This is a genomic window from Arcicella sp. GW821-FHT09D11 (assembly GCF_059416265.1).
The window spans coordinates 77,167-90,647 of record NZ_JBWKOV010000008.1 but is presented as its reverse complement, the minus strand read 5'-3'; the positions used below and the strand labels follow the sequence as shown (position 1 = coordinate 90,647).

The window sequence follows — 13,481 nt, the reverse complement described above, 5'->3', positions numbered from 1 at the left end:
AAAGTTAAAATGTCTCTCGAAGAATTAAGAAATCAAATTGACTCGCTTGACAACCAAATGCTTGAAATTCTCAACAAGCGGATGGATGTTGTGAAACAAGTCGGTGAGTTAAAAAAACAAACTCAAACAGTTATTTATCGTCCAGAACGAGAAAAGCAAATCGTTGATCGGCTTGCTGCTGCTAATAATGGATTATTGAATAGAGCGGCCATAGAAGCCATTTATTTAGAGATTTTTGCTGTTTCTCGTAATTTAGAATTACCCGAAAGAATTGCCTATTTAGGACCAGAAGGAAGTTTTACACATCAAGCAGCCGAAAGTAGATTCGGCGCCATGAGCGATTATTTAGCTTTGCCCAATATTCGTTCTGTGTTTGAAAGCATTGATACAGGTCGCGCACGCTTTGGGGTAGTACCTATCGAAAATAATTTAGAAGGAATTGTTAAAGAGACGATAGATTTACTCAATGAAACAGACTTGAAAATTGTTTCAGAAGTAATCATTTCAGTACATTTTACCTTTGCGACAAAAGCTGAAAAACTATCAGATATTAAGAGAATCTATTCAAAAGACATCGCTTTTGGTCAATGCGAAAAATTCTTGAATGATTATTTTGGTGGAAAAGAAGATGATTTTTTTGTACAAGTAGATTCGACCTCAAAAGCAGCAAAATTGGCTGCTTCGGAAACAGATTCTGCGGCAATATGCTCGCACATCGCGGCTAAGTTGTTTGATGTCCCAATTCTATTTGATAATATTCAAGATTCAGCCCAGAACCGTACGCGTTTCTTTATCATTGGTAAAGATTTTATCAATCAAAAAAGCGGGAATGACAAAACAACGATTATTGCAAAATTACCAGAAGATGGTAAGCCCGGTACGTTGGTTAGGTTTTTGCAAGAATTTGAAAGTCAGGGAATTAACCTATTGAAAATAGAAAGCCGTCCCGTAAAAGAAGGCGAGCAATTCAATTTCTGGTTTTTGATGGAATTTGATGGTTATTTCTTAGATGAAAGCGTGCAAACGATTATGTCTAAGCATGCTTCCGAAATAAAATGGTTGGGTAGCTATGTTAAAACCCAGTAAAGTAATATAGAACATGAGTCATCGCGAATTTTAAAATCACAAAAAAGCGGTCGAAATTAGTTTTCGACCGCTTTTTGATTTACGGAGACAGATTATAGTTCCGTTAGGAACACTATATCGGTAGAAGAAGCATCGTATTAACTCCTCCAAGCCCCATCGGGACGAAATATTTCGCCCCGATGGGGCTTGGAGGGAATGTTATTTACAATAAGGCTACCTATATTTCGCCTCTATGAGGCTATTTTAATTAGAAATACATAAAAAATAAACACCTGAATAACATAAAATAGAAAGCACTAATGCTAAAGATACTGGATATAATTTTGTGGTCTTGGGGCGTTATGTTATTTTTGAACTTTGGAAATAACAATTAATTCAAAATAAATGGCTTTATTACAAGACAAGGTGGTGTTAGTAACGGGTGCTTCAAGAGGCATCGGCCGTGCAATTGCCTTTAAAATGGCTCAAGAAGGAGCAAGTGTTGCTTTTACTTATCTTTCATCTGTAGAAAAAGGACAGGCTTTAGAAGCAGAATTGTCTGCTTTAGGAATAAAAGCAATTGGCTATCGTTCAGATGCTTCTGACTATAAGCAAGCAGAAGAATTGATGAATTCAGTTGTTGCTGATTTTGGTAAAATAGATGTATTGATCAACAATGCAGGTATTACCAAAGACGGCTTATTAATGAGAATGACTGAAGAACAATGGGATTCGGTTATCCAAGTAAACTTGAAATCTGTTTTTAATTTGACAAAAGCAGCTACCAAGCCAATGATGAAAGCCAAAGCTGGTTCTATCATCAACCTTACCTCTGTAGTAGGTATTCGTGGTAATGCTGGTCAAGCAAATTATGCGGCCTCTAAAGCAGGTATTATTGGCTTTACTAAGTCGGTTGCTTTAGAATTAGGCTCTAGGAATATTCGTTCAAATGCAGTTGCTCCTGGTTTTATCGAAACTGAAATGACAGGAGAATTGAATGCTGCGGCTACCGAAGAATGGAAAAAATCAATTCCATTGAAACGTGGCGGACAGCCAGAAGAAGTAGCAGATGCTTGTGTTTTTCTTGCGTCAGATATGTCTCGTTACATCACTGGTCAAGTATTACAAGTAGATGGCGGAATGTTAACTTAGTGATTAGTAATTGGTGATTGAGTGATTTTAAATAGTTGTGAGTTAGTGAATTGTGAGTTAATGTTATAAAGGAAAATAAACTCAACATTAACTCACAATTCACTAACTCATAACTCACAACTAATTTTTCTACCCTTTTTTGATAAGAGACAACAAACAAAGCCCATGATGAAATTCGATTTTCTCTTTCAATCTTCTCCTTGGTTTATTCCACTCTGTTTTTTATTGGCTGGCGTGTATGCGTTTGTGTTGTATCAAAAAAATACAAATTGGACAAAACGCCAAAATTACATAATGGCAGCTTTCAGATTTTTGGCTGTCAGTATTTTAAGTATGCTTTTGTTGAGTTTTTTAATAAGACAAATAAGCCAGAATATTCAAAAGAAAACAGTGGTTTTTGCTATAGATAATTCACAGTCGATGAATGTGGCAGGGCAAAAAGTATTAGAAGAGCTAAAGAAGAATCTGAATGAAATAAAAGAAAACCTTCTTGAAAAAGACTATGAAGTAGCCTTTGTAAGCTTTAATGAAGAGAATACTCAAGACCTAGAAAAACTTCAATATAACCAAAAAACATCCAACCTTTCAAATTTACTTTCAGGCATCAAAAACACGTTTGAAGACCAAAATTTAACTGATGTCGTCCTAGTGTCAGATGGAATCGTTAACGAAGGTATTTCTCCCGCTTCCGAATCTTTCAAATTTCCTGTACATACCATTGGCTTAGGAGATACCATTCCTAAAAAGGACGTTGCCGTTAAAACGGTTTATGCCAACAAGATAGCATATTTAGGTAACAAGTTTCCTGTACAAACGGATATTACCGCTTTTGGATTTGAAGGAAAAACTGCCAATGTATATTTAAAACAAGGAGGGAAGTTATTAGAAAAACAGACAGTAGTTTTCAATCAAAAAGACGATTTGAAAACATTGACCTTCAATACTACCGCCACTCAGGTAGGGGTACAGCACTTAACAGTTGAGGTAGATTTACTGTCAGGAGAGTTTTCAAATAGAAATAATCGTCAGGAAGTTTATATAGAAGTAATTAATGGGAAAGAAAAAATATTACTCTTGGCATTGGCTCCGCACCCTGATGTAAAGGCATTAAAAAGCATCATTGAGAAAAATGAAAATTATGAGTTAGATGTAAAGATTCTGACAGAAAATGCCAATCCAGAAATTAACAAAACTTACGACTTACTGATTTTACATCAACTGCCAGATGGCTACAATACGTTCTCTAATGTCTTTAAACCCTTATTAGACAAAGGAATACCTGCTTTTTTTGTGTTGGGGAATCAATCAGGGATGAATTATTTAAACCAACTGAATCAGGTAATGCAAATAAATGCTGGTTTAGGAGAAAGTGATAAAGTAACAGGTATTTTTAATAAGAATTTCAAGGTATTGAATTTTGATACAGAACAAATGGATATTATTTCAAAGTTCCCTCAGCTTTCGGTTCCTTTTGGCGATTTTACGTTGCTTCCTAATACAGAAGTATTATTGTATCAAAAAGTTGGTACTGTTCAAACCCAGAAACCACTTTTGGCTATGAATATGGGGGCTAAAAAATCTGCTATTTTTACAGGCGAAGGACTTTGGGCATGGCGATTAGAAGAATTTCAATTGACAGAAAAACATGTAGTCGTTGATGATTTCATCACCAAGGTTTTGCAATATCTTTCTGCCAAAGATGATAAAAGAAAATTAAGAGTTTATCCATTAAAAACACCTTTGTCTTTAGGAGAAAAAGTAGTGTTTGAGACCGAAATATATAACGGTATCTACGAAAAACTATACAATCAGCCAATCAAGCTTACGATAAAAGACGAAAAAGGGTTTACTCGAAACTATACATATTCGACTACAGCCGACAATACTAAGTTTGAAATTAGTGGATTACCCGCAGGTGTGTATCGTTTCAATGCAACTTCCACCATACTTGGTAAAGTTGAACAAGCCACAGGCGAATTTGTCATTCAAGATTTACAAATTGAAAATGTTAACCTTACCGCTGATTTTGATGTGCTAAGGCAATTATCTAATAAAACAGGAGGGAAGTTTTTTAATAAAAATGAATTTGAAAAACTGAAACAGACAATGCTAAGTCACCAAGTGCCAGAGAAAATAGAAGCTACTGAAGATTTAAAAGAAATGATAAACCTTCGCTGGATTTTCTTCTTGATTCTTACACTGCTCACAGCCGAATGGGTGATGAGGAAATATTTGGGAGGATATTAAATTTACTATAAATTCAGTCTATAACAGGCTGAATTTATTTTTTTATGCCATCTTTAAAAACAAATCATCTCAAAACAACTATGAAAAACAATCCTCATCCATTGCTGAAAGTAGCAATATTAATATTATTGGTTTTATTTACTTTTAAGACCAGTTTACAAGCACAACATAATGAATCATATATTTTTGGGGATGCCTTGCCCGACGCACCCGAATTGTCAGTAAGAGGAGAATACAAAGTGGGAGTACGGACACTAGAATTTATTCATAAAGGGCAAATAGATGTACTAAAATCTAAAGATGGGGTAGATGCTGTTTATGACCGTCCTTTGAAAGTAGAAGTTTGGTATCCTGCTAATTTGTCTGATAATGAAAAAGAAATCGTAACTTATGACCAAGTATTTGGGGTGTCAAACGACCCTAAACGCCCTTTGATTCCCTTTCAGTTTTTAGGTAGAGCAGCCCGAGATGCTAAACCTAACACTGGTGTTGGTGCTTTCCCTCTAATTGTAGTTTCGCATGGGTATTTAGGGTCAAGACTGTTAATGACCTATTTAACAGAGAATCTGGCTTCTAAAGGTTATGTAGTCGTAGCCATCGACCATACAGAGTCTACCTATCGTGATGCATCTCCCTTTCCAAGTACTTTATTGAATCGTGCCAAAGATATTTTATTTACTCTCAACCAAATAGCTGAATTGGCTAAATCCAAGAGTAAAAGTTTTTTAGAAGGATTGGCAGATGCTAATAATACTGCATTAATTGGTTATTCAATGGGCGGTTATGGTGTTCTGAATGCAGCAGGTGCTGGTTATAGTCAGCAAGCAGGTACATTATTTACTACCATGACAGGCGGAAGTAAAGCTATTGAAGTACGAACATCAGGTAATGCTGACTTTATTGCTTCGCAAGATAGTCGTATTAAAGCAGTAGTAGCTTTTGCACCTTGGGGAATGCAACGGGGTGTGTGGGATGCCGAAGGATTAAAAGGACTAAAAGTGCCTACTTTTTTTGTAGCAGGTAGTCAAGATGATGTATCGGGTTATGAAGACGGTATCAAAGCCATTTATAAAGGAACAATTAATAGCGACCGTTACTTGCTTACTTATATGAATGCCCGCCATAATGTAGCGCCGAATCCGCCACCAGCCGAATCTTACAAACCTGAACGTGCCAGAGATTATGCGCATTATTCAGAACCTGCTTGGAATGAAAGACATATTAATAATATCAATCAGCATTTTGTAACAGCCTTTTTGGGAATACAACTAAAACATCAGGATTTAGGAAAATACCTATTGCTTCAACCTAATTCAAATGAAAAGAACTGGACAGGCTTTCCGCCACGTTCGTCGGTAGGTTTAGAGTTATTGCATGAAGTGCCAGTAAAATAGCTTAATTTTGTGGAAAATATTAAAAATGACTTGATGATTGCTTTCAAAGTAATTATCAAGTCATTTTTACAAATAGTTATTCAGATGGAATTTTTCACAATTATTAATATCGGCGGAACCATAGCTTTTGCCATTTCTGGTACTTTAGCAGGCATACGTAAACAATTAGATATTTTTGGTTTATTGGTTATCGCTTTTGTTACATCCATTGGCGGAGGAACTATTCGTGATATTTTAATTGGTCATTTGCCTGTAAGATGGCTTTTAGATTCTTCCGTGATTTTATTAATAACCTGTACTTTTATTCTGACAATCCTCTTAAAAAATCATATCGACAAACTAGATAAAACACTCACTTTTTTTGATTCGCTTGGTTTGGGTTTCTTTACGCTAAGAGGCATTCAAGAAGGATTAGCCATCAATTTAGACATTTCTGCTTGTGTTATTTTAGGAACAATCACCGCTTGTTTTGGAGGATTAATTCGAGATATTTTGTTAAACGAAATTCCGTATCTTCTTAGGAAAGAAGTTATTTATGCCACGCCCTGTATTATCGGTGGTTTGTGTTATTTCTTGATGAAACAACTAGCTTTGCCAAATGAGTTGGTAGATTTATTAACCATTCTTATCATTTTTGGAATTCGATTATTAGCTGTAAAAAAGAGTATTACCTTGCCTAAGGTTAGTTAAAGAGACTTCTGTTTGTGATTGGATTTATACAGGTTAATTGGCTTTTCGTGATTTTATTTCAGTTTCTATTTGCTTTAGAACGATAATACTTGGTAAAAGAGTGAGACCACTACCACCAGCAACAGCAAGTAACGCATAATTTTTACTTTTTGTAGCAAGATAAATAAGGGTAATTAAAGCAATTGCCATCACAATGCCGAGTCCTATAACAGCACCTTTTGCCTTTTTTTGTTTTGCCTGTAGCTCTTCTAATGTTAATTCTGTGAGGTTTTTATTCTCTTTCATGTGATTATTTTGTTGAAATTTTATTTGAGTATAAATTTTACGCTTACTGTTGCGCTTATTTTAATCTTTTCAAATTCTATTTTTGGAGCTTCATATTTTGCTTTGTCAACCGTATTATATCCACGAATTTGGACACCTGGAATTCGCCCCTGAAGTTGATTATCAAGGTTTGTTTCATTGTCTGTAATGTAAATTGCGTTTCCAATAGTTTGTGAAATAGGTTTGGTCAATGCAATGGCTTTTTTTTGTGCATTCGCAATTGCTCTGGTTCGGCAAATATTTTTCAAATTTTCAATATCAGAATGGTCAACTTTTTGAATAGAAGAGTTTGATATCCCTAAGTCTTCAAGTTGTATAAATACTTTACTTGCAGTTTCGGCATTGGTAACTTTTAAAATATACTCTTTGGTCTTTAGGATATCTTTTTGTTTTAAGAAATAAAACTTGTAATTACTCACCATATCGCTACTGGTCAGGTCCATTTCTATATTAATACCCATTGCTTTAAATGCTGTAATCATCTTTATTTCTTGTTCTTCAACAGGAACTTTATCTCTACTGTCTTTTTCTGTAATGATGATTTTAATATAGATGAGATTTGGCGTTACTAAGGTATCTTGGTAACCACTAACTTCAATATAAGGCTGGTCAATAAAGTTTTTTTTCTGTCCATATCCCAATGTCAATATTGTGCAATAGAAACAAAATGTTAAAAGAGTTTTTTTCATTTGTGAGTTTTGTATTTAGAGTGTTTTAGCATGATAGTTAAATAGGTATTCTACTTGTTTTGAAAGCCAAGTATAACTTTTGATAAATCGGGTTTTTAATCTAAATATTAATTATTTAAACGTTTGAAGAACATTTTTATCTATAGGATTGCCGTAGAGGAACAATTGGAACAGCTTGAATAAGAGAGCTAGGTAAATGCATTCTCTTTATATCATCTATCTGCCACTTATCTTCGTATTTGCTAAGATTATAGGTGATTTCATTTCCATAGGAAAAATATAATTTTATTGTGGCACTATTATTTGATATAATTTTCGATTTTATTTTGGCTTTTTCTACTATCTCCAAATCATCATTATACTCTTGCCCTAACATTATAAAGTCAAAATCAAAGCCATCAGCTGGTCCGTCGTTAGTTTGAGGATTTTCTTCCAAGTTTTGCTCACACTTTTTGAAATATGCTCGCCATTTGTTTATGTATTTATCAGAGATATAACCTGTACTTTGTAATTTAGATAAATACCTCTCTGTTTCATAAAAATTAATTGAATAATATCCTATTGTATCTTTTGGCAAATTTGGATCAATTTTCAACAGATTTCCTTGCATTCCTGTATTATTACGATACCATTTTAGGAAATCAATTATAGTTTTTACAGGTTGCTGATAAATGGTAAACTTAGGAGACTGTTTTGTTTTTCCTATTTGAGCCTTAGCAATAAGGGTACAAATAGATAAAATAAGTATTAAAAGTATTGTAGTATATCGTTTCATATCTCTATTTTAACACTTATTTATAATCTGTTGTCAGCAATTACCTAACATTTTTAAATAAAATAATAGTCGATTCTTGTGGTTTTTAATTTTATAAATCTTTAATCAAACAAACTATACGTTCCACTTCGGTAAACCCCATCTTCTTATGAAAATCTATGCTTCCAGTATTCATAATCTCTGTATCAGAGGCAAGTTGCTTGTAACCTTTTTGCTTAGCCCAATCTTCTGCAACATTCATTAGTTTTTTCGCAATACCGTGTTTTTGATAAGTTGGTTTTACATAAATACCCTCAACATAAGCTACTGGCAAATCTACGGCTCCTTCCACATAGTCATTTCTAGTGCTTACATGTATAAACGCAATATAATTTTCTTGATTTTTGCATAGATAACAAATTTCATTTTCAGAACCAATTATGTCTTTGTAATTCTCAAATTCTTCCTCAAACTCACAATCTTCCCAAAGTGCTAAAACAAGTTCTATTAGCTGTGTGAGGTTGTCTATTGAAAGCTTTTCTATTTGCATTTTACTATAATTCAATGTATTGTATAAATCAGTTGAGTGATTTATACTTAAAGTTTCATTTGAAAAATTTGGATTCTGCAGTTATTTTATTTTTTCAGAAGAGAGCATTTTCTTTCTTAGATATCCTGCAATAATCGTGACTAAAACAATTAAAATTGTGAGTAAAAAAGGTTTTCCTTTATTGATATGCACAAAAACTACAAATGTCATATAAGAAGCTAAAATTGAAGTACCTATAATTACTGTTTTTTGAAATAAAAATAAAGCAGTGGCAATTAATATAAAAATGCCTACCAAAATAACGGATGTGTTACTTAATCCAAGTTTAGATATTTGATTTGACTGAAATATTTTTTCAATAGCATTTTGGATAAAGAATAAAGCTATTATTATTGAAGGAAGCCATATTAAAGCCGTCTTAACATTTTTTTTAGTTATCATTTTATTTTAGCTGAATATATGTGTTGAATGGCAAAAAATACTGATAATTACAAACTGAAATTTATCAATTGAAATAGCGTCAAGAAGTATCAATAATGTTTTCATATTCTGCTTTTATAATCGCTAATATGCAAAAGGGGTTGTAGTACTTCTTATTTTTTTCCTAAAGTAATAATTTATTCTTAATGCCTAATAACAACCTTATTTTAATTAATCAACAGATTTACCTTTTTCAAGCTTAAAACCAAACTCAACTAATTTTTAATAGTTATTTTTGACGGATAAAATAAAGTCGATTTAATTCTTTATATAGATTTGAATTATTTGGTAATATCAAGAGACTTGACATAAAAACATACCTTATGAAAATAACAGCAGAACACAATGAGCGAATGGCAAAATTGACTTTTGCATCGGTATATCCACATTATGTTGCAAAAGTTGAGAGTAAAGGCAGGACAAAAGCGGAATTACACCAAGTAATAACATGGTTGACTGGCTTTGATGATGAGAAACTACAGCAACTAATTGATGAAAAAGTGACTTTTGAAACATTTTTTCAAAGAGCCTCACTAAATCCAAATGCTTCACTTATTACTGGAGTAATTTGTGGCTATCGCATAGAAGAAATAGAAAATACTTTAACTAAAGAAGTAAGATATTTAGACAAATTAGTAGATGAATTGGCGAAAGGCAAAAAGATGGAGAAAATTTTGCGTGTTGCCAACATATAAATAAGTAATGAATATAATTTAAGCGATGGTTTTTAATAAATAATTGATAATTAGAAATTTATAATTCTACCGCGCCGGCGGACCGTTCACCAATCACTATTTACTACTTAACTCGCAATTCACAACTCCAAACTTTATGATTTCTATTCAATGTTATTGTGGTTCAAATGTAGCCTTTAGTGAATGTTGTGAACCGATTATTTTAGGAAAAAAAGAAGCACCTACTGCAGAGGCATTGATGCGTTCAAGGTATTCAGCTTATGCCTGTGTTGCACCTGATTATTTATTAGCAAGTACGCATTCTTCCGAACGTGCTAAGTTTACCAAACAAGATTTAGCAGATTGGGCAAGCGAAAATCAATGGCAAAAATTAGCAATACTTCATACTAAAAACGGTCTGCCAAATGATATAAATGGTGAAGTAACTTTTAAAGCCTATTTCAAAAACGCTAATGGGCAAACGTCAATTCATCATGAGCAATCTACTTTTGTGAAAGAAAATGGTAAATGGGTTTATGTAAAAGGAATTATTTATCCTAAAAATATTACTTCAGAAGGCCTAATTAACAGAAATGACCCTTGTATTTGTGGAAGCGGAAAGAAATATAAAAAATGTTGTGGCGTTTAAATAGCTGTAAGCTTTGAGATGTGAGCGGTGTTTTAAGGTTAAATTTTATACATAACAGATTACAAATAACCGATAACCGCTTGCAAAGTCCTAAATTGCGGACAAATTAACAATTAAGAAAATGAATATAGGAGATAGAGTAAGACTATTACGTGGAAAAGAAGAAGGAATCGTCACCAAGATATTGTCGAATAATATTATTGAAATAGAAATTGAAGACGGTTTTACGATACCCGTAAAGCGTTCTGATGCTGTAATTATAGATGAATTAGAACAAAAAACATTTAAGCCTGTTGCCCCTTCTCGTTCTTTTGAACCACAAGGAAGTATTGAGCGTCGCCAACCAACAACACCTGAAATTTTGGCAAACAAAGGTGTTTATATGGCTTTTGTACCAGTGAACGACCGTGAACTTTCGCAACACCTTATCAACAATACCGATTGGGAATTGCCATTTATGCTTTCTGTAGGTGCAGACCCACACCATAAAGGTTTGGCATCTGGAACGTTGAAGCCAAAATCATCTATCAAAGTTCAAAATGTATTGGTGAAAGACTTTGAAGAATGGGGAACCTTTGTATTCCAAGCATTTTTCTACCGTTTGGCATTTATGAAATTGCCAGAACCATTGATAAGACGACTAAAATTCAGGGTAAATACTTTTTTCAAGAGCAAGCAAAAAGCACCAATTTTGAATCAGGATGCACATTTGTTTCAGTTAGATGCTGAGGATTCTGTTAATCCTGTTCCTACAAAAATTGATACGGAGAAATTGAAGGAGCAAATGTTTGAAAAACAAGCTCCTGCACCTGTGGCAACTTTGCCAACTAAACCAGCTCTTGAAGTTGATTTACATATCGAAAAGCTATCTGCTGATGCTTGGGCGATGTCAAACAGAGAAATGTTGGCGTTACAATTAGCAACTTTCGACAAACAATTTGAAGCGGCAATTGCCAATGGAATGGACGAAATTACGTTTATTCATGGTGTTGGCAATGGGGTATTGAGAGATGCTATACATAAAAAACTTTCGGGGCATAAAAATGTAAAATACTTTGAAGATGCTCAGAAAGAGAAATTTGGTTATGGGGCAACGAATGTGAAGATTAAGTAGTTGTCGGCTATGAGCTATGAGCTATAAGCCTTGAATAGGAGAAAAGTCGAAATTGTTACAATATTACTAGCGAGGGACTTAAGTCCCTCACTAGTGATAAGTGTAAGATTATCAAATACTTATATGATTGTTGGTAATCAGTAGAAACTAAGTCGCCTGCTAGAAATAAAGATTAGAGAAATTATATTCTTGATATTAACCCAATTAATTTTTAATAAAATATTCCCTTATAAAAAGTCATCATTTTAACAATTGTTTTAACCAAAAATGAAAAAAATACTTATTGCCTTAATAGCTGCAAGCTTATTTCAAGGCTGTTCAAGTTCAAAGAATACTAATACTACTGCTAATCCAGAAGCTCCAAAAGAATCTTACATGTATAATGGAAAACAAGTAGAAAAAAGTCTTTCCACTATTGGCATTCCTTTTGAAATTACCATGGGGGATGTTGAAAGACAAATAAATGCTAATATCAAAGATTTGATTTATGAGGACGCCAGCATGGAAGACAACAATTTTGATAACTTCATGTGTAAAGTTAACAAAAGAGACAACATCACCGTAACGACCAAAGATGAAGCCTTTTTGTTTAGTGTGCCTCTGAAAGTCTGGGTAAAAGCTGGTTATAAAGTAATGGGTATTTCAATTCCTCCACAAGAACTATCTTTTGATTTTAACCTGAAATTTGGTACAAAGTTCTCAATTGCTCCCAACTGGACGGCTACTGTACAGAGTTTCCCATTAGGTTATGAATGGATTAAAAAACCAACTTTACGCTTAGGTGGATATGAAATTCCAGTTACATCACTAGTAGAAAGAGCTTTAAATTCGCAACAAGCTACTTTGTTGAAATCGGTTGATGATGCTGTAAAGAAAAATGTAGATATTAAAAAATATATCGTTCAGGCTTGGAATACAGCTATGCAACCATATTTACTTTCTGAAAAATATCGTACATGGTTAAAAGTAACGCCTATAGGATTACAGATGTCGCCCCTTACTACAGTCAATAATAAAGTAAAAGCGATGATTGGTATTCAGGCTTATACAGAAACGATTACAGGAGCTAAACCAAGTTTTCAAGCTGTCAATACTGTACCTGATTTGAAATTGGTTAACGATATTGCTGATAACTTTAAAGTAGGCATTATTGCTGAAATACCTTTGAGTGAAGCCGCTAAATTGACCGCTGATACCTTGATTGGTCAAAATTTTTCTTTTAAAGACGGGAAGTATAACGTAGGGGTGACAGAAGTTGATATTTATGGAGACCAAGAAAAAATGGTTATCAAAGCAGGTTTAAAAGGCAGTATTAATGGTAACATTTATTACAAGGGAGTGCCAGCCTATAACCCAGCTACAAAATCTGTTTATTTAGAAAACTTTGATTACGACTTAAAAACCAAGAATTTGTTGATTAGTACGGCCAACTGGTTTTTCCAAGGGAAATTTGCTAAAAACATGAAAGACGCTTTAACTTTTAAAATTGGTGGGCAAATTGATGAAATGAAAAAGCAAATGCAAGCTAACTTAACCAATAATAAAGTCGCAAAAGGAGTTACTTTGAATGGAAGCATTAGTGAACTAACGCCTGATAAAGTATATCTAACGCCTAATTCAATTATCGCTGTAATAAATGCCAGTGGAAAGTTAGATATAAAAGTAGATGGTTTGTAAAAACTAAAAGTTAACTTTGTAG

The 13,481-nt window shown here is 33.7% G+C and carries 14 protein-coding genes; 9 read left to right on the top strand and 5 right to left on the bottom strand.

Features of this window, described 5'->3' with window-relative positions:
• Positions 1-9 precede the first annotated feature (9 nt).
• From pheA to AC07N0_RS19120, 5 genes are all read left to right on the top strand, one after another.
• Complete coding sequence (pheA, locus tag AC07N0_RS19140) at positions 10-1,086, top strand: prephenate dehydratase (RefSeq protein WP_494590540.1); 1,077 nt, start codon at positions 10-12, stop codon at positions 1,084-1,086.
• 384 nt (positions 1,087-1,470) lie between these two features.
• Positions 1,471-2,217, top strand: coding sequence for a 3-oxoacyl-[acyl-carrier-protein] reductase (gene fabG, locus AC07N0_RS19135; RefSeq protein WP_492799155.1), 747 nt, complete (start codon positions 1,471-1,473; stop codon positions 2,215-2,217).
• A 165-nt stretch (positions 2,218-2,382) separates the two neighbouring features.
• Positions 2,383-4,464: a vWA domain-containing protein gene (locus AC07N0_RS19130; RefSeq protein ID WP_494590539.1), complete on the top strand. Its 2,082-nt coding sequence runs from the start codon at positions 2,383-2,385 to the stop codon at positions 4,462-4,464.
• Between the two features lie 80 nt (positions 4,465-4,544).
• Entirely contained in the window at positions 4,545-5,858 is a 1,314-nt protein-coding gene (locus AC07N0_RS19125) for an alpha/beta hydrolase family protein (RefSeq protein WP_494590538.1), read from the top strand.
• Positions 5,859-5,942: 84 nt separating this feature from the next.
• Entirely contained in the window at positions 5,943-6,548 is a 606-nt protein-coding gene (locus AC07N0_RS19120; protein WP_494590537.1) for a trimeric intracellular cation channel family protein, read from the top strand.
• 33 nt (positions 6,549-6,581) lie between these two features.
• Here the strand turns inward: AC07N0_RS19120 and AC07N0_RS19115 are convergent, their stop codons facing one another.
• The 5 genes from AC07N0_RS19115 to AC07N0_RS19095 all read right to left on the bottom strand — a co-directional run bounded on the left by AC07N0_RS19115 (position 6,582) and on the right by AC07N0_RS19095 (position 9,306).
• A complete protein-coding gene (locus AC07N0_RS19115; RefSeq protein WP_494590536.1) occupies positions 6,582-6,833 on the bottom strand; it encodes a hypothetical protein in 252 nt (83 codons plus the stop codon).
• Positions 6,834-6,853: 20 nt separating this feature from the next.
• Positions 6,854-7,561 (bottom strand): SIMPL domain-containing protein, encoded by a 708-nt coding sequence (locus AC07N0_RS19110; protein WP_494590535.1) that lies wholly within the window; start codon positions 7,559-7,561, stop codon positions 6,854-6,856.
• A gap of 136 nt (positions 7,562-7,697) precedes the next feature.
• Complete coding sequence (locus AC07N0_RS19105; protein ID WP_494590534.1) at positions 7,698-8,336, bottom strand: hypothetical protein; 639 nt, start codon at positions 8,334-8,336, stop codon at positions 7,698-7,700.
• A 91-nt stretch (positions 8,337-8,427) separates the two neighbouring features.
• Positions 8,428-8,865 (bottom strand): aminoglycoside 6'-N-acetyltransferase, encoded by a 438-nt coding sequence (gene aac(6'), locus AC07N0_RS19100; protein WP_494590533.1) that lies wholly within the window; start codon positions 8,863-8,865, stop codon positions 8,428-8,430.
• Between the two features lie 81 nt (positions 8,866-8,946).
• A complete protein-coding gene (locus tag AC07N0_RS19095) occupies positions 8,947-9,306 on the bottom strand; it encodes a hypothetical protein (RefSeq protein WP_494590532.1) in 360 nt (119 codons plus the stop codon).
• A gap of 362 nt (positions 9,307-9,668) precedes the next feature.
• Between AC07N0_RS19095 and AC07N0_RS19090 the strand changes: the two genes are divergently transcribed.
• The 4 genes from AC07N0_RS19090 to AC07N0_RS19075 all read left to right on the top strand — a co-directional run bounded on the left by AC07N0_RS19090 (position 9,669) and on the right by AC07N0_RS19075 (position 13,459).
• A complete protein-coding gene (locus AC07N0_RS19090; protein ID WP_494590530.1) occupies positions 9,669-10,040 on the top strand; it encodes a DUF2200 domain-containing protein in 372 nt (123 codons plus the stop codon).
• Positions 10,041-10,176: 136 nt separating this feature from the next.
• Positions 10,177-10,668 (top strand): YchJ family protein, encoded by a 492-nt coding sequence (locus tag AC07N0_RS19085; protein ID WP_494590529.1) that lies wholly within the window; start codon positions 10,177-10,179, stop codon positions 10,666-10,668.
• 121 nt (positions 10,669-10,789) lie between these two features.
• On the top strand, positions 10,790-11,782 hold the full coding sequence (locus AC07N0_RS19080) for a DUF2027 domain-containing protein (protein WP_494590528.1): 993 nt from the start codon (positions 10,790-10,792) through the stop codon (positions 11,780-11,782).
• Between the two features lie 267 nt (positions 11,783-12,049).
• Positions 12,050-13,459, top strand: coding sequence for a DUF4403 family protein (locus AC07N0_RS19075; RefSeq protein WP_494590527.1), 1,410 nt, complete (start codon positions 12,050-12,052; stop codon positions 13,457-13,459).
• Positions 13,460-13,481 lie beyond the last annotated feature (22 nt).

Bases quoted from the DNA above. Each gene is read 5' to 3' on its own strand.
- pheA (WP_494590540.1), top strand. From the start codon at position 10: ATGTCTCTCGAAGAATTAAGAAATCAAATTGACTCGCTTGACAACCAA.
- fabG (WP_492799155.1), top strand. From the start codon at position 1,471: ATGGCTTTATTACAAGACAAGGTGGTGTTAGTAACGGGTGCTTCAAGA.
- AC07N0_RS19130 (WP_494590539.1), top strand. From the start codon at position 2,383: ATGATGAAATTCGATTTTCTCTTTCAATCTTCTCCTTGGTTTATTCCA.
- AC07N0_RS19125 (WP_494590538.1), top strand. From the start codon at position 4,545: ATGAAAAACAATCCTCATCCATTGCTGAAAGTAGCAATATTAATATTA.
- AC07N0_RS19120 (WP_494590537.1), top strand. From the start codon at position 5,943: ATGGAATTTTTCACAATTATTAATATCGGCGGAACCATAGCTTTTGCC.
- AC07N0_RS19115 (WP_494590536.1), bottom strand. From the start codon at position 6,833: ATGAAAGAGAATAAAAACCTCACAGAATTAACATTAGAAGAGCTACAG.
- AC07N0_RS19110 (WP_494590535.1), bottom strand. From the start codon at position 7,561: ATGAAAAAAACTCTTTTAACATTTTGTTTCTATTGCACAATATTGACA.
- AC07N0_RS19105 (WP_494590534.1), bottom strand. From the start codon at position 8,336: ATGAAACGATATACTACAATACTTTTAATACTTATTTTATCTATTTGT.
- AC07N0_RS19095 (WP_494590532.1), bottom strand. From the start codon at position 9,306: ATGATAACTAAAAAAAATGTTAAGACGGCTTTAATATGGCTTCCTTCA.
- AC07N0_RS19090 (WP_494590530.1), top strand. From the start codon at position 9,669: ATGAAAATAACAGCAGAACACAATGAGCGAATGGCAAAATTGACTTTT.
- AC07N0_RS19085 (WP_494590529.1), top strand. From the start codon at position 10,177: ATGATTTCTATTCAATGTTATTGTGGTTCAAATGTAGCCTTTAGTGAA.
- AC07N0_RS19080 (WP_494590528.1), top strand. From the start codon at position 10,790: ATGAATATAGGAGATAGAGTAAGACTATTACGTGGAAAAGAAGAAGGA.
- AC07N0_RS19075 (WP_494590527.1), top strand. From the start codon at position 12,050: ATGAAAAAAATACTTATTGCCTTAATAGCTGCAAGCTTATTTCAAGGC.